This window comes from Streptantibioticus parmotrematis (genome assembly GCF_019890615.1).
GTDB lineage: Bacteria > Actinomycetota > Actinomycetes > Streptomycetales > Streptomycetaceae > Streptantibioticus_D > Streptantibioticus_D parmotrematis.
Genome location: NZ_JAINVZ010000014.1, coordinates 47,119 through 63,376, shown reverse-complemented (window position 1 = coordinate 63,376; position 16,258 = coordinate 47,119). Strand labels below are relative to the sequence as shown.

The window sequence follows — 16,258 nt, the reverse complement described above, 5'->3', positions numbered from 1 at the left end:
ACGCCATCCTGTGCCGCCCGGTCCGGGGCCGTACCCTCCGGTGGAGGCCCGTCAGGGCGTCGGCAGCCGCATCGCCCGGGCCACCCGGGGCGGTGCCTCGCGCAGCCCGGTCAGCAGCTGCTTGGCCCAGTCCGACGCCACCGTCGGCGCCACCGCGTCCAGCGCGGCCGTCGACCGGGCGCCGCCGCCCACCAGGTAACGCGGCATCGGCCGGGCGGCGGAGAGCGCCCGCAGCACCGCACGGGCCACCGGACGCGGCCCCGCCTGCCGTGAGCACCGCCGCGCGGCCTCGCCGACCGCGGAGTACTGCGCCCGGTAGGCGGACCCCCGCAGCTCCGGCAGCAGCCGGGCGCAACCGCGCCGCAGCAGCGACCCGTACGACCCCGGCTCGACCAGCGACACCTTCACGCCGAACGGCGCCGACTCCATCCGCAGCGCGTCGGTGACCGTCTCCAGCGCCCGTTCGCTCGCGCAGTACCAGCCGAGCATCGGCATCGACACCCGCCCGGCCACCGACGAGACGTTGACGATCCGGCCGTCGCGCCGCTCGCGCATCGCCGGCAGCACCAGCCGCGCGATCCGCGCCGGGGCCACCAGGTTGGTCTCCAGCTGCCGCCGCACCTGCTCGTCGTCGACGTCCTCGACGGCCCCGGGCTGCGGGAAGCCCGCGTTGTTGACGACCGCCCACGGCCCGCCGTCCGTCCACGTCGCGATCTCGGTGAACGCCCGCACCGCGGAGACCGGGTCGGCCACGTCCAGCAGCACGGTGCGCACCGAGGCACCCGTGTCGGCGACCCGCTGCCGCAGCGCCGCGGCCTTCTCCTCGGTGCGGGTGGTGGCGATCACGTCGAAACCGGCGTGCGCCAGTTCGAGGGTGATGGCCTGCCCGGTGGTGCCGCTGGCACCGGTGACGACGACGGACTGTGGGCTCATGGGCGCGCTCCGGTCGGGCGGTTCGAGGATCCGCGATGGCAACGCCTGCCGCTCCGGAATCGATCCCCTGAACGGACGGTAAGGGTTGGGCATCCCCAGGAGGGTAGGGTTCGGGCCGTGAGTGGAGCTACCGCATCCGGCGGCACCGGACGCCCGGCGTTGACGCCGCCCCCCGACGCCGCCCCACCCGTGCGTCATCCCGAGGCCCCCGCACCGGGCACGCTGCTCGGCGCGCACTACGACCAGTGTTTCGGGTGCGGCGAGACCCAGCCGCACGGCCTGCACCTCGCGGCCCGCGCCGGGGAAGGCGTCACCGTCACCGCCGAGTTCACCGTGCAGCCCGCCCACCAGGGTGCCCCGGGACTCGCGCACGGCGGCGTGCTGGCCACCGCGCTGGACGAGACGCTCGGCTCGCTCAACTGGCTGCTGCGCATCATCGCCGTCACCGGCCGCCTGGAGACCGACTTCGTACGCCCGGTCCCGGTCGGCACCACGCTCCACCTCGCGGCCCGCTGCACGGCCGTCGCGGGCCGCAAGGCCTACTGCACCGCCGAGGGCCGCATCGGCAGCCCCGACGGGCCGGTCGCGGTGCGCGCCGACGCGGTGTTCGTCGAGGTCAAGCTGGAGCACTTCACCAAGAACGGCCGCCCCGACGAGATCAAGGCCGCCCTCGCCGACCCCGACCAGGTCAAGGTGGCCCGCGCCTTCGAGGTGAACCCGTGACCCGTGCCCCGCTCGACGTCCTGATCCACCGGGTCGACCCCGAGGTGCCGATCCCCTCCTACGGGCACCCCGGCGACGCCGGACTCGACCTGGTGACCACCGAGGCCGCCGACCTCGCGCCGGGGGAGCGCACCGTGCTGCCCACCGGCATCTCCATCGCGCTGCCGGACGGCTACGCGGCGTTCGTGCACCCGCGCTCCGGCCTCGCCGCCCGCTGCGGCGTCTCGATGGTGAATACGCCCGGGACGGTCGATGCCGGGTACCGTGGAGAGATCAAGGTGATTGTGGTCAACCTGGATCCGCGCGAGAGCGTGCGGTTCGAGCGGTTCGACCGGATCGCCCAGCTGGTCGTCCAGCAGGTCGAGAAGGTCCGTTTCCACGAGGTCGCGGAACTGCCCGGTTCCGCCAGGGCCACGGGGGGTTTCGGCTCCACTGGGGGACATGCCGCGGTCACCGGCCGGCCGGCCGGTACGAGCGGTTCTACGCAGGGCTACGCTTCGGTCGCCTCAGACCGGGAAGGACAGTGACCGTGTTCCGTCGTCGCAAGGAGCGCGAAGACGCACTCGACGAGCTCGCCGAAGACGCGGGCCCGGACGAGACGATTGAGGACGTCGACGCAGCGTCGGACGAGTCGGACGGGACCGAGTCCCGCCGCTACAACCTCCCGCCCGCGCCGCGCCCCGACGGTCCCTGGGACATCAGCGAGGTGAAGGACCCGGCCGAGGGCCGTGTGGACCTCGGCGGTCTGCACGTGCCCGGGGTCGAGGGCATGGAGCTGCGGGTCGAGGTCGCCGGTGACGCGATCGTCGCCGCGACCGTGGTGCTGCGCGACAGCGCGATCCAGCTGCAGGCGTTCGCCGCGCCGAAGTCCGAAGGCATCTGGGGCGAGGTGCGCGACGAGATCGCCACCGGGATCACCCAGCAGGGCGGCGTGATCGACGAGGTCGAGGGCCCGCTCGGCTGGGAGCTGCGCGCCCAGGTGCCGGTGCAGCTGCCGGACGGCTCCAGCGGGGTCCAGCTGGTCCGCTTCGTGGGCTGCGACGGGCCGCGCTGGTTCCTGCGCGGGGTGATCTCCGGCCAGGGCGCGGTGCAGCCGCAGGCCGCGGGCGTGCTGGAGCAGATCTTCCGCGACACCGTGGTCACCCGGGGCGACTCCCCGATGGCCCCGCGCGACCCGGTCGTCCTCAAGCTGCCGGACGACGCGCAGATGATGCCCGAGGGCATGACCCAGGAACAGCAGGCCCCGGGCAAGTTCAGCGACGGCATCGACCCGATGCGGCGGGGGCCGGAGATCACCGAGGTCCGCTAACGGGCTTCGGGGCGACGCCCCCGTACGACTCAGTTCTCAGGCCGGTGGCCGGAACCACGAACGTGGTTCCGGCCACCGGCCTTTTCGCGTGCTCGCGCGCCGTTCGGGGCGGACGCGTAAGGGCCACGTCAACGCCGCGTCTCCGGCCGTCAGGGAGGCGTCAACGCGGGCGGCGGGACGCGCGGCGGCGGCTTCACTCGATGGTGTCCGAAACCCGACCCATCCAGGAGCACGAGATGGCCGATGTGGCCTTCGTCCTCACCACGCTCGCGGTCTTCGCGCTCGTGGCCCTCGTCGCGAAGGGGGTGACCAGGCTGTGAGCGTGGAGAACCTCGTCGGCCTGATCGTGGCCGTCGCACTGCTGGGCTACCTGGTGCTGGCCCTCCTCTTCCCGGAGAGGTTCTGAGCGCCGGCATGAGCTCGATATCCGCAGACGCCCTCCAGGTCCTCGCGCTGATCGTGGCGCTCGCCCTGGCGTACCGCCCGCTCGGCGACTACATGGCCGCCGTCTACTCGTCCAAGGAGCACCTGCGCGCCGAGCGCTGGATCTACCGCTGCGTCGGTGCCGATCCGGACCGCGAGATGCGCTGGCCCGCCTACCTGCGCGGGGTGCTCGCCTTCTCGCTGGTGAGCGTGCTCTTCCTCTACCTGTTGCAGCGGGTGCAGAACCACCTGCCCGGCTCGCTCGGCTTCGCGGCCGTCACCCCGCAGCAGGCGTTCAACACCGCCGCGTCGTTCGTCACGAACACCAACTGGCAGTCGTACTCGGGTGAGTCGACGATGGGCCACGTCGTGCAGACCGGCGGCCTGGCCGTGCAGAACTTCGTGTCCGCCGCGGTCGGCATCGCCGTCGCCATCGCGCTGGTCCGCGGCTTCGCCCGCTCCCGCACCGGTGAACTGGGCAACTTCTGGGCCGACCTGGTGCGCACCACGGTCCGCATCCTGTTGCCGCTGGCGTTCCTCGCCGCGATCGTGCTGGTCGCGTGCGGCGCGATCGAGAACTTCGGCAACTGGCACGACGTCACCACCTTGTCCGGCGCCCACCAGGGCATGCCGGTCGGCGGCGTCGCCTCGCAGGAGTCCATCAAGGAACTGGGCACCAACGGCGGCGGCTTCTTCAACGCCAACTCGGCCCATCCGTTCGAGAACCCGAGCGCGTTCACCAACCTCTTCGAGATCTTCCTGATCCTGGTGATCCCGTTCTCGCTGACCCGCACCTTCGGCCGGATGGTCGGCAGCATCAAGCAGGGCTACGCGATCCTCGCCGCGATGGGCATCATCTGGCTGGGCTTCGTGGTGCTGATGTCCTGGACGGAGTACGCCCACCCGGGCGCCGCGCTCCAGGCCGCGCACGCCGCGATGGAGGGCAAGGAGCAGCGCTTCGGCGTCGGTTCGTCCTCGTTGTTCGCCACGAGTACGACGCTGACGTCGACCGGCGCGGTGGACGCCTTCCACTCCTCGTTCACCGCGTTCGGCGGCGGGCTGACGCTGCTGAGCATGATGCTGGGCGAGATCGCGCCCGGCGGCACCGGTTCCGGCCTGTACGGCATGCTGATCATGGCCGTCATCGCGGTGTTCATCGCGGGCCTGATGGTCGGCCGCACGCCGGAGTACCTGGGCAAGAAGATCGGCGGCCGGGAGATCAAGTTCGCGGCCTGCTACATCCTCATCACCCCTGCCGTGGCGCTGGTGTTCACCGCGATCGCGATGGCGCTGCCCACGCCGGTCCACTCCGCGCTCAACCCGGGCGCGCACGGCTTCTCCGAGGTGCTGTACGCGTACACCTCGGCCGCCAACAACAACGGATCCGCCTTCGCCGGGCTGAACGCGAACACCGACTGGTTCAACACCACGACCGGTATCGCGACCCTGCTCGGGCGCTTCCTGCCCATGGTGTTCGTCCTCGCGCTGGCCGGCTCGCTCGGCCAACAGCAGCCGGTGCCCGTCGGCGCGGGCACCCTGCGCACCGAAAAGCCGCTGTTCGCCGCACTGCTGGTGGGCGCGGTCCTGATCATCACCGGCCTGACGTACTTCCCCGCGTTGGCGCTCGGACCGATTGCCGAGGGGCTGTCATGACAACCGCGACACCGATACGCAGCCAGCTCCCGCAAGGCGACGGGAACCCGGGCCAGGGCCAGGGGCCCGGCCGGGTCGGCGCCGGGGTGTTCGACCCCGTCCAGCTGTGGCGGTCGCTGCCCGACGCGCTGCGCAAGCTCGATCCCCGGGTGATGGTCAAGTCCCCGGTGATGTTCGTGGTCGAGATCGGCTCGGTCCTCACCACGGTCTTCGCCTTCGACACTCCCGGCCAGTGGTTCGGCTGGGCCATCGCCGTCTGGCTGTGGCTCACCGTGATCTTCGCCAACCTCGCCGAGGCGGTCGCCGAGGGCCGCGGCAAGGCGCAGGCGGACACCCTGCGCAAGGCGAAGACGGACACCGTCGCCCGCCGCCTCGTCGGCGACGCGGAGGAGCAGGTCCCCGGCACCGACCTGCGCATCGGCGACCTGGTCGTCTGCGAGGCGGGCGACGTCATCCCGGGCGACGGCGACGTCGTCGAGGGCGTCGCCAGCGTCGACGAGTCGGCGATCACCGGCGAGTCCGCCCCGGTCATCCGGGAGTCGGGCGGTGACCGCTCGGCGGTGACCGGCGGCACCAAGGTGCTGTCCGACCGCATCGTCGTGAAGATCACCACCCGGCCCGGCGAGACCTTCATCGACCGCATGATCGGCCTGGTGGAGGGCGCCGCCCGGCAGAAGACGCCCAACGAGATCGCGCTGAACATCCTGCTGGCCTCGCTGACCGTGGTCTTCCTGCTGGCCGTGGTCACCCTCCAGCCGTTCGCGATCTACGCGCACGCCGAGCAGACGATGATCGTGCTGGTCGCGCTGCTGGTCTGCCTGATCCCGACCACCATCGGCGCGCTGCTGTCGGCGATCGGCATCGCGGGCATGGACCGGCTGGTGCAGCGCAACGTGCTGGCGATGTCGGGCCGCGCGGTCGAGGCCGCCGGTGACGTCTCCACGCTGCTGCTGGACAAGACCGGCACCATCACCCTCGGCAACCGCCAGGCCGCCGCGTTCGTGCCGGTGCCCGGCACCACGGCGGCGGAACTGGCCGACGCCGCGCAGATGTCGTCGCTCGCCGACGAGACGCCCGAGGGCCGCTCGGTGGTCGTGCTGGCCAAGGAGAAGTTCGGCCTGCGCGAGCGCCACCAGGGCGAACTGGCCGGCGCCGAGTGGGTGCCGTTCACCGCGCAGACCCGGATGTCCGGCGTCGACGTGGACGGCCGCAAGGTCCGCAAGGGCGCCACCGGCTCGGTGGTGGCCTGGGTCCACGAGCGCGGCGGCACCGTCCCGGCCGACGCCCAGCGGCTCACCGACGAGATATCGCAGGCCGGCGGCACCCCGCTGCTGGTCGCCGTCGAGGACGCCTCCGGTGCCCGGGTGCTCGGCGTGATCCACCTCAAGGACGTGGTCAAGGAGGGCATGCGCGAGCGCTTCGACGAGCTGCGCAGGATGGGCATCCGCACGGTCATGATCACCGGTGACAACCCGCTCACCGCCAAGGCCATCGCCGACGAGGCCGGGGTGGACGACTTCCTCGCCGAGGCCACGCCCGAGGACAAGATGGCGCTGATCCGGCGCGAGCAGGCGGGCGGCAAGCTGGTCGCGATGACCGGCGACGGCACCAACGACGCCCCCGCGCTGGCCCAGGCCGACGTCGGCGTCGCGATGAACACCGGCACCTCCGCCGCCAAGGAGGCCGGGAACATGGTCGACCTGGACTCCAACCCGACGAAGCTCATCGAGATCGTCGAGATCGGCAAGCAGTTGCTGATCACCCGGGGCGCGCTGACCACGTTCTCGATCGCCAACGACGTGGCCAAGTACTTCGCGATCATCCCCGCGATGTTCGCGGTGGCCTACCCGGGGCTGGACAAGCTCAACGTCATGCACCTGCACAGCCCGCAGTCCGCGATCCTGTCGGCGATCATCTTCAACGCGCTGATCATCGTCGCCCTGGTGCCGCTGGCGCTGCGCGGCGTGCGCTACCGCCCGATGAGCGCCGACCGGATGCTCCGCCGCAACCTCGCGATCTACGGCGTCGGCGGCCTGATCGCCCCGTTCCTCGGCATCAAGCTGATCGACCTGCTGATCACCCTCATCCCCGGAATCCGGTGACCGAACGATGTCCCTCTCCTCGCAGTCCCTGCGCGGCACGCTGCGCGTCACCTGGGCGGCCTTCCGGGCGCTGCTGGTGCTGACGGTGGTCACCGGCGTGATCTACCCGCTGGCCGTCTTCGGCGTGGCGCAGACCGCGTTCCACTCCGGGGCCAACGGCTCGCCCGTGCGCGCGGACGGCCGGGTCGTCGGCTCCGCGCTGCTCGGCCAGAGCTTCGACCTGCCGGGCAAGCCGGGCACCCCGGACCCCCAGTGGTTCCAGCCCCGGCCGTCCGCCGCGGGCACCGGCTACGACACCCGCGCCTCCGGCGCGTCCAACCTCGGCCCGACCAACCCCGCGCTGACCAAGCTGATCGACTCCCGCCGCGCGCAGGTGGCCGCGTTCAACCACGTGGCGCCCTCGCAGGTCCCGCCGGACGCGGTCACCGCCTCCGGCTCCGGGCTCGACCCGGACATCTCGCCCGCCTACGCGAAGATCCAGGTCGACCGGGTCGCCGCGGCCCGGCACCTGAGCCCGGCCGAGGTCGCCCACCTCGTCGCCGCCCACACCGACGGCCGTCAGCTGGGCTTCATGGGCGAGCCGACGGTCAACGTCCTCCAGCTCAACGTCGCGCTGAACGCGCTGAAGGGCTGAGGCCGGACGAAGAGGGCTGACCAGGGCTTCCACCGGTCCGCGACAGGGCCTACGACACGGCGGACGGCATCAGGATCGCGTCAATACGTGCTCCGGGTGACGTCCGCCGTCCGTAATGTCCGATCAGTTCATACGAAGATGGACTCATGGCACGCGGCACACTGCGCATCTACCTCGGGTCGGCGCCCGGCGTCGGCAAGACCTACGCCATGCTCGCCGAGGCGCACCGCAGGCTGGAGCGCGGCACGGACGTCGTCGTGGGCCTCGTCGAGCACCACTCCCGCCAGCGCACCGAGGTCATGCTGCACGGCCTCCAGGTCCTGCCCCGCAAGGAGCTGGAGTACCGGGGCACCACGTTCACCGAGATGGACGTCGACACCGTGCTGGCCCGCGCCCCCGAGGTCGCCCTCGTGGACGAGCTCGCGCACACCAACGTCCCCGGCAGCCGCAACGCCAAGCGCTGGCAGGACGTCGAGGAACTGCTCGCGGCGGGCATCGACGTCGTCTCCACCGTCAACATCCAGCACCTGGAGTCACTCGGCGACGTCGTCGAGTCGATCACCGGCATCCGGCAGCGCGAGACCGTCCCCGACGAGGTGGTCCGCAGGGCCGACCAGATCGAGCTGGTCGACATGTCGCCGCAGGCGCTGCGCCGCCGCATGGCGCACGGCAACATCTACACCCCCGACAAGGTCGACGCCGCGCTGTCCAACTACTTCCGCCCCGGCAACCTCACCGCGCTGCGCGAACTGGCGCTGCTGTGGGTCGCCGACCGGGTGGACGAGTACCTCCAGCAGTACCGCGCCGAGCACCGCATCTCCTCCACCTGGCAGGCCCGCGAACGCATCGTCGTCGGCCTCACCGGCGGCCCCGAGGGCTCCACCCTGATCCGCCGTGCCGCCCGCATGGCCGCCAAGGGCTCCGGCAGCGAGATCCTCGCCGTCTACGTGGCCCGCAGCGACGGCCTGACCGCCGGCTCGCCCAAGGAACTCGCCGTCCAGCGCACCCTGGTCGAGGACCTCGGCGGTTCGTTCCACCACGTCATGGGCGACGACATCCCGACCGCGCTGCTGGAGTTCGCCCGCGGCGTCAACGCCACCCAGATCGTGCTGGGCAGCTCCCGGCGCAAGGCCTGGCAGTACGTCTTCGGCCCCGGCGTCGGCGCCACCGTCGCCCGCGAGTCCGGCGACATCGACGTGCACATCGTCACCCACGAGGAGGCCGCCAAGGGACGCGGCCTGCCGGTCGCCCGCGGCGCCCGCCTCGGCCGCGCCCGCATCCTGCTGGGCTGGCTGGTCGGCTGCGGCGGCCCGGCCCTGCTGACCCTGCTGCTCACCCAGCTGCTGCCGGGTCTCGGCCTCGCCAACGACATGCTGCTGGTGCTGACCATGACGGTCGCGGCGGCGCTGCTCGGCGGCATGATCCCCGCGCTCGCCTCGGCGGCCGTCGGATCGCTGCTGCTCAACTACTTCTTCGCGCCGCCGCTGCACCGCTGGACCATCTCCGACCCGCACAACATCGTCGCCATCGCCGTCTTCCTCGCCGTCGCGGTGTCCGTCGCCTCCGTCGTCGACCTCGCCGCCCGCCGCACCCACCAGGCCGCCCGGCTGCGCGCCGAGGCGGAGATCCTCTCGCTGCTCGCCGGCAGCGTGCTGCGCGGCGAGTCGTCGCTGGAGGCCCTGCTGGAACGGGTCCGCGAGACCTTCGCCATGGAGTCGGTCACCCTGCTGGAACGCGACGGGGAGTTCACCCCCTGGACCTGCGCGGCCAGCGTCGGCACCCGGCCGTGCGCCCGGCCCGACGACGCCGACGTCGAGGTCCCGGCCGGCGACCGCATGGCCCTGGCGCTCACCGGACGCGTACTGCCCGCCGAGGACCGCCGCCTGCTGTCCGCCTTCGCCGCGCAGGCCGCCGTCATCCTCGACCGGCAGCGGCTGCTGGGCGAGGCGGAACGCGCCCGCGAGCTGGCCGAGGGCAATCGCATCCGCACCGCCCTGCTCGCCGCCGTCTCCCACGACCTGCGCACCCCGCTCGCCGCCATCAAGGCCGCCGTCTCCTCGCTGCGCGCCGACGACGTCTCCTGGTCGCCGCAGGACGAGGCGGACCTGCTGGAGGGCATCGAGGACGGCGCCGACAAGCTCGACCACCTCGTCGGCAACCTGCTGGACATGTCCCGCCTCCAGACCGGCACCGTCGCCCCGCTCATGCAGGACGTCGACCTGGACGAGGTCGTGCCGATGGCGCTGGGCGGCGTGCCGCCGGACTCCGTCGCCCTCGACATCCCCGAGACGCTGCCGATGATCCACGCCGACCCCGGCCTGCTGGAGCGGGTCGTCGCCAACGTGGTCGAGAACGCCGTGAAGTACAGCCCCGCCGACCGCCGCGTGCTGATCGCGGCCAGCGCGCTGCACGGCCGGGTCGAGGTGCGCATCGCCGACCGCGGGCCCGGCGTGCCCGAAGCGGGCAAGGACCGCATCTTCGAGCCGTTCCAGCGCTACGGCGACGCCCCGCGCGGCGCCGGCGTCGGCCTCGGACTCGCCGTGGCCCGCGGCTTCACCGAGGCGATGGGCGGCACGCTGGTGGCCGACGACACCCCGGGCGGCGGGCTGACCATGGTCCTCACGCTGCGCGCCGCCGAGACCCGCACGGACGTGCCCTCCGGCGCGGCCGGCTCCGCCGCGGAGGTCGCCTCATGACGCAGGCCACGCCCACGACCCGAAAGGCAGCATCCATGCCGCAGCCGTCATCAGGACCCGCGCGGACCCCCGTCAGGGTCCTGGTGGTGGACGACGAGCCGCAGATCGTCCGCGCCCTCGTGATCAACCTGCGGGCCCGCAAGTACGAGGTCGACGCCGCCCCCGACGGCGCGACCGCGCTGCGGCTCGCCGCCGCCCGCCACCCCGACGTCGTCGTGCTCGACCTCGGCCTGCCCGACATGGACGGCGCCGAGGTGATCAAGGGGCTGCGCGGCTGGACCCGGGTGCCGATCATCGTCCTGTCGGCCCGGCAGGCCTCCGACGAGAAGGTCGAGGCGCTGGACGCGGGCGCCGACGACTACGTGACCAAGCCGTTCGGCATGGACGAACTGCTGGCCAGATTGCGCGCCGCGGTCCGCAGGGCGGCCCCGACCGGGGAGGACGGCGAGGCGGTGCTCGTCGAGACCGGGACGTTCACCGTGGACCTGGCCGCCAAGAAGGTGCACCGCGACGGGGCCGACGTGCGGCTGACGCCCACCGAGTGGCACCTGCTGGAGGTCCTGGTCCGCGCGACCGGGCGACTCGTCAGCCAGAAGCAGCTGCTCCAGGAGGTGTGGGGCCCGGCCTACGGCACCGAGACCAACTACCTGCGCGTCTACATGGCCCAGCTGCGCCGCAAGCTGGAACCGGACCCGGCACGACCCCGGCACTTCATTACGGAGCCAGGGATGGGGTACCGGTTCGAGAAGTGACGGCGTACCCGGTCCGGAGGTAGCGCGGTCGTGCGGTGCGGGCGCACGCGTTCGGTTTCCGGGGAGGGGCCGTGGACGAGCGGGGTGGGCGGACGGGCCGTGACCGGTACCCTGCCTGTATGAGTGGTGCCACCCGTTCGGACCGCCCCGCCGGCCGACTGAGGCGGATCTTCGACCGCCTCACCCCCTCCCAGGAGGACCTGCACTCGGAGGAGCTGCGCAAGGACGCGGCCTCCGTGGGCTGCACCCGCATACAGGACTGCCAGGACCGCGCGGTCGTCACCGTGACCGGCACCCTGCGCACCGTCACCCTGCGCCCGCGGGCCGGCGTCCCGGCGCTGGAGGCGGAACTCTTCGACGGCACGGCCCCCCTCGACGTGGTCTGGCTCGGCCGGCGCAACATCGCCGGGATAGAGCCGGGTCGCCGGATCATCGCGTCCGGCCGGGTCGCCATCCAGCGCGGCCGCCCGGTGCTGTTCAACCCCAAGTACGAGCTGCGTCCCGTCGGACAGGAGTAGCCGGTGGCGTCCACCAACCAGCGGACCGAAGACATGACGGCGGGGCCCGAGGGCGCCGCCGCCGACGCCGCGGCATCCAGGGCGGCCGCCGACGCGGCGCTGCTGGAGGCCTTCGGCGGGGTGTGGGGCATGGTGGACACCACCGTCCCCGGCCTCGTCTTCGTCGCCGTCTTCACCCTCAAGCACGACATCACGACCTCCGCCATCGCCGCCCTGGGCCTGAGCCTGGTGCTGGCGATCGCCCGCGTGGTGCGCAAGCAGACCCTCAAGCACGCCTTCAGCGGCGTCTTCGGCATCGCCTTCGGCGCGTTCTTCGCGATGCTGTCGGGCAACGCCAAGAACTTCTACCTGCCCGGCATGCTCTACACCCTCGGCCTGGCGATCGCCTACGTCGTCTCGGCGCTGGTGCGCTACCCGCTCATCGGCGTGCTGCTCGGGCCGATCCTGCGGGAGAACCTCTCCTGGCGCACCCGCAACCCGGGCCGCCTGCGTGCCTACACCCGCTCCACCTGGGCGTGGGGGCTGATCCTGCTGGCCAAGTCGGCGATCCTCTTCCCGCTGTACTGGTGGGGCGACGCGACGCAGCTGGGCTGGGTGAAGGTGGCGCTGGGCATCCCGCCGTTCCTGCTGTCGGTCTACCTGACCTGGATCTTCCTGGCGAAGGCGCCGCCGCCGATCGACGTGATCGCGGAGATGGAGGCCCAGGAGAAGGCGGAAGCGGAAGCCGAGGCGGCCGAACGCGTCTGACCAGCGCACGTCTTCTCCTGCGGACCATCCGCACAGACGACCCGCACAGATGACCCGTACACACGAAGGGCCCCGGGACGATCGCTCGCCCCGGGGCCCTCGCGCGTACCGGACCGCTACTCGCCCGCCGCGTCCTCGCGGGTGGTCGACAGCAGTTCCTCCAGCTGCTCCTCGCGGGCCTGCGCCGCCACGAACAGCAGCTCGTCGCCCGCCTCCAGCGCGTCGTCCTTCGCGGGAGTGAGCACCCGGTGGCCGCGGATGATGGTCACCAGCGAGGTGTCCACCGGCCACTCCACGTCGCCGACCCGGGTGCCGACCAGCGCCGCGTCCGGCGGCAGGGTCAGCTCGACCAGGTTGGCGTCGCCCTGGCTGAAGCGCAGCAGCCGCACCAGGTCGCCGACGCTGACGGCTTCCTCCACCAGAGCCGACATCAGGCGCGGCGTGGAGACCGCGACATCGACGCCCCAGGCCTCGTTGAACAGCCATTCGTTCTTGGGGTTGTTGACGCGCGCGACGACCCGCGGCACGCCGTACTCCGTCTTGGCGAGCAGCGAGACCACCAGGTTGACCTTGTCGTCACCCGTGGCGGCGATGACCACGTTGCAGCGCTGGAGCGCCGCCTCGTCGAGCGAGGTGATCTCGCAGGCGTCGGCCAGCAGCCACTCGGCCTGCGGTACCCGCTCCACCGAGATGGACGACGGGTTCTTGTCGACGAGCAGCACCTCGTGCCCGTTCTCCAGCAGCTCACCCGCGATGGAACGGCCCACCGCGCCCGCGCCGGCGATCGCGACCCTCATGACCTGCTCCCCTCGGGGCCCGCGGCGAACGCGGCCTCCACCTTCTCGACCTCGTCGGTGCGCATGATCACGTGCACCAGGTCGCCTTCCTGGAGGACGGTCGCCGAGGTCGGCACCATCGCCTCACCGAGCCGGGTGAGAAACGCCACACGCACGCCCGTCTCCTCCTGGAGCGTGCTGACCCGCTGACCGACCCAGGCGGTGGAGGTGGGCACCTCGGCGAGCTGCACCCCGCCGCTGGGGTCGCGCCACAGCGGTTCGGAGCCCGAGGGCAGCAGCCGGCGCAGCATCTGGTCCGCGGTCCAGCGCACGGTGGCGACCGTCGGGATGCCCAGGCGCTGGTAGACCTCGGCACGCCGCGGGTCGTAGATCCGCGCCGCCACGTTCTCCACGCCGAACATCTCGCGCGCCACCCGGGCGGCGATGATGTTGGAGTTGTCGCCGCTGCTCACCGCGGCGAAGGCGCCCGCCTCCTCGATGCCGGCCTCACGCAAGGTGTCCTGGTCGAAGCCGACCCCGGTCACCCGGCGCCCGGCGAACCCGGACCCGAGACGGCGGAACGCCGTCGGGTCCTGGTCGACCACGGCGACCGTATGACCCTGCTGTTCGAGGGTCTGCGCGAGGGCGGAACCCACTCGCCCGCAGCCCATGATTACGACGTGCACGCCTGTCCTTCCGGCTCATTCCCGGCTCGTTCCGTCCCGTCCGAGGCACTCACAGCGTCTCAGACCGCGGCCAAAGCTACACACGCTCGTACGGAGTGGGGGTGGTGGGTAGTCGGCAATCTTGACGACCCCTTAACATCGCGGGGTGTCCAAACTGACCGACCTGCCGAAACGGATCCTCATCGGCCGGGCGCTGCGTAGCGACAAGCTTGGTGAGACCCTCCTCCCCAAGCGGCTCGCGCTTCCCGTCTTCTCGTCCGACCCGCTCTCCTCCGTGGCCTACGCGCCGGGCGAGGTGCTGATCGTCCTGTCCGCGGCGGGCATCACCGCGTACCACTTCAGCCCGTGGATCGCGGTGGCGGTCGTGGTCCTGATGCTCACCGTCGTCGCCTCCTACCGCCAGAACGTGCACGCCTACCCCTCGGGCGGCGGCGACTACGAGGTGGCGACCACCAACCTCGGGCGCAGGGCGGGCCTGACGGTCGCCAGCGCGCTGATGGTCGACTACGTGATGACCGTGGCGGTCTCCATCGCCTCGGGGGTGGAGAACCTCGGGTCGGCGATCCCGTTCGTGCAGCAGAACAAGGTGCTCGTCGCCCTGCTGATGATCGTCCTGCTGATGGTGATGAACCTGCGCGGGGTCCGGGAGTCGGGCACGATCTTCGCCATTCCGACGTACGCCTTCGTGGCCGGCGTGTACTGCATGATCATATGGGGAGCCATCCGGCTCGCCGGCGGTCATCACATGAGCGCGCCCTCCGCGCACTACACGGTGCACGCCACCAACACCGGGCTCGCCGGCTTCGCGATGGTCTTCCTGCTGCTGCGCGCCTTCTCCTCCGGCTGCGCCGCGCTGACCGGTGTCGAGGCGATCAGCAACGGCGTGCCCGCCTTCCGCAAGCCCAAGTCGAAGAACGCCGCCGCCACGCTGCTGATCATGGGCGTCCTCGCGGTCACCATGTTCTGCGGCATCATCGCGCTGGCGCTCAACACGCACGTGAAGATGGCCGACAACCCCGGCGTCAACCTGCTGTCCAACGGCAAGCCGGTGGGCGGCGGCTACGTGCAGGACCCGGTGATCGCCCAGGTCGCCGCCGCCGTCTTCGGCAAGGGCTCGGCGCCGTTCGTCTTCCTCGCCGCCGTCACCGCGCTGGTGCTGTTCCTCGCGGCGAACACCGCGTACAACGGCTTCCCGGTGCTCGGCTCGATCCTGGCGCAGGACCGCTACCTGCCCCGGCAGCTGCACACCCGCGGCGACCGGCTGGCGTTCTCCAACGGCATCGTGCTGCTGGCGATCTTCGCCTGCGTGCTCGTCTACATCTACGGGGCCGACTCCTCGCGGCTGATCCAGCTGTACATCGTCGGCGTCTTCGTCTCCTTCACCCTCAGCCAGACCGGCATGGTGCGGCACTGGAACCGCCACCTGCGCACCGAGACCGACAAGGCCAAGCGCCGCCACATGATGCGCTCGCGCGCCATCAACACCTTCGGCGCGTTCCTGACCGGCCTGGTGCTGATCGTCGTGCTGCTGACGAAGTTCACCCACGGCGCCTGGGTCGCGGTGCTGGGCATGTGCCTGTTCTTCGCGATGATGACCGCCATCCGGCGCCACTACGACCGGGTCTCCGACGAGCTGGCCGCGCCGGAGGACCCGACCGAGGAGACGGTCATGCCGTCCCGGGTGCACACCATCGTGCTGGTCTCCAAGATCCACAAGCCGACGATGCGCGCGCTGTCGTACGCGAAGCTGTTCCGCTCCGACTCGATCGAGGCGGTCACCACCAACGTCGACCCGGCCGACACCAAGTCGCTCCAGGCGGAGTGGGAACGCCGGGGCATAGACGTGCCGTTGAAGGTCCTGGACTCGCCCTACCGCGAGATCACCCGCCCGGTCATCGAGTACGTACGCGGCCTGCGCCGCACCAGCCCGCGCGACGTGGTCAGCATCGTCATCCCCGAGTACGTGGTCGGCCACTGGTACGAGCACCTGCTGCACAACCAGAGCGCGCTGCGTCTCAAGGGCAGGCTGCTGTTCACCCCCGGTGTGATGGTCACCTCGGTGCCGTGGCAGCTGGACTCCAGCGAGGTCGCCCGCAACCGCTACAAGCGCGGCCAGGGCTGGACCGCGCCCGGTTCGGTCCGCCGCGGCGAGATCCGCCCCGCGGCCCGCGCGGGAGCGGCGGGCAAGCCGTCCGGTGGCGCGCCCGCCGGCAAGGGCGGCACCGGCACGCCGGGCCCCGGCGACAAGCCCGGCGACGGCGGAACGCCGGTCGCGGGAACGCGCTCGGACTCGTAGCGGCGCACTA

The 16,258-nt window shown here is 71.7% G+C and carries 15 protein-coding genes; 12 read left to right on the top strand and 3 right to left on the bottom strand.

All coding sequences use genetic code 11. From position 1 onward, the window contains the following. Positions 1-51 precede the first annotated feature (51 nt). On the bottom strand, positions 52-933 hold the full coding sequence (locus K7472_RS20050; RefSeq protein WP_222979878.1) for an SDR family NAD(P)-dependent oxidoreductase: 882 nt from the start codon (positions 931-933) through the stop codon (positions 52-54). Between the two features lie 117 nt (positions 934-1,050). Between K7472_RS20050 and K7472_RS20045 the strand changes: the two genes are divergently transcribed. The 11 genes from K7472_RS20045 (at position 1,051) to K7472_RS19995 (ending at position 12,490) form a co-directional block, all read left to right on the top strand. Further along, positions 1,051-1,656 carry a PaaI family thioesterase gene (locus K7472_RS20045; RefSeq protein ID WP_222979877.1) on the top strand — a complete coding sequence of 202 codons (606 nt, stop codon included), beginning with the start codon at positions 1,051-1,053 and terminating at the stop codon, positions 1,654-1,656. After that, complete coding sequence (gene dut / locus K7472_RS20040; protein WP_222979876.1) at positions 1,653-2,183, top strand: dUTP diphosphatase; 531 nt, start codon at positions 1,653-1,655, stop codon at positions 2,181-2,183. The genes K7472_RS20045 and dut overlap by 4 nt, the downstream gene beginning before the upstream one ends. Positions 2,184-2,185: 2 nt before the next feature. Then, on the top strand, positions 2,186-2,965 hold the full coding sequence (locus K7472_RS20035; RefSeq protein ID WP_222979875.1) for a DUF3710 domain-containing protein: 780 nt from the start codon (positions 2,186-2,188) through the stop codon (positions 2,963-2,965). Between the two features lie 316 nt (positions 2,966-3,281). Continuing rightward, entirely contained in the window at positions 3,282-3,371 is a 90-nt protein-coding gene (kdpF, locus tag K7472_RS20030; protein WP_109446821.1) for a K(+)-transporting ATPase subunit F, read from the top strand. Between the two features lie 8 nt (positions 3,372-3,379). Beyond that, on the top strand, positions 3,380-5,041 hold the full coding sequence (gene kdpA, locus K7472_RS20025) for a potassium-transporting ATPase subunit KdpA (RefSeq protein WP_222979874.1): 1,662 nt from the start codon (positions 3,380-3,382) through the stop codon (positions 5,039-5,041). Beyond that, on the top strand, positions 5,038-7,143 hold the full coding sequence (gene kdpB, locus K7472_RS20020) for a potassium-transporting ATPase subunit KdpB (RefSeq protein ID WP_222979873.1): 2,106 nt from the start codon (positions 5,038-5,040) through the stop codon (positions 7,141-7,143). The genes kdpA and kdpB overlap by 4 nt, the downstream gene beginning before the upstream one ends. A gap of 7 nt (positions 7,144-7,150) precedes the next feature. Further along, positions 7,151-7,777, top strand: a complete 627-nt coding sequence (kdpC, locus tag K7472_RS20015) for a potassium-transporting ATPase subunit KdpC (protein ID WP_222979872.1) — start codon at positions 7,151-7,153, stop codon at positions 7,775-7,777. Positions 7,778-7,923: 146 nt separating this feature from the next. After that, entirely contained in the window at positions 7,924-10,473 is a 2,550-nt protein-coding gene (locus K7472_RS20010) for a DUF4118 domain-containing protein (protein ID WP_222979871.1), read from the top strand. 35 nt (positions 10,474-10,508) lie between these two features. After that, the gene (locus K7472_RS20005; protein ID WP_222979870.1) at positions 10,509-11,225 is read left to right on the top strand and encodes a response regulator; all 717 of its coding nucleotides are present in this window, start codon (positions 10,509-10,511) and stop codon (positions 11,223-11,225) included. A gap of 119 nt (positions 11,226-11,344) precedes the next feature. Continuing rightward, a complete protein-coding gene (locus tag K7472_RS20000) occupies positions 11,345-11,743 on the top strand; it encodes an OB-fold nucleic acid binding domain-containing protein (RefSeq protein ID WP_222979869.1) in 399 nt (132 codons plus the stop codon). Between the two features lie 3 nt (positions 11,744-11,746). Next, a complete protein-coding gene (locus K7472_RS19995; RefSeq protein ID WP_372457997.1) occupies positions 11,747-12,490 on the top strand; it encodes a DUF3159 domain-containing protein in 744 nt (247 codons plus the stop codon). 116 nt (positions 12,491-12,606) lie between these two features. Here K7472_RS19995 and K7472_RS19990 read toward each other — a convergent pair whose 3' ends face one another. Both K7472_RS19990 and K7472_RS19985 read right to left on the bottom strand, forming a co-directional pair. Then, the gene (locus K7472_RS19990) at positions 12,607-13,287 is read right to left on the bottom strand and encodes a potassium channel family protein (protein ID WP_109453331.1); all 681 of its coding nucleotides are present in this window, start codon (positions 13,285-13,287) and stop codon (positions 12,607-12,609) included. After that, entirely contained in the window at positions 13,284-13,952 is a 669-nt protein-coding gene (locus K7472_RS19985) for a potassium channel family protein (protein ID WP_109453333.1), read from the bottom strand. The genes K7472_RS19990 and K7472_RS19985 overlap by 4 nt, the downstream gene beginning before the upstream one ends. Before the next feature lie 145 nt (positions 13,953-14,097). Here K7472_RS19985 and K7472_RS19980 point away from each other — a divergent pair, with 145 nt between their 5' ends. Further along, positions 14,098-16,248 (top strand): APC family permease, encoded by a 2,151-nt coding sequence (locus K7472_RS19980; protein ID WP_222979868.1) that lies wholly within the window; start codon positions 14,098-14,100, stop codon positions 16,246-16,248. Positions 16,249-16,258: the final 10 nt, after the last annotated feature.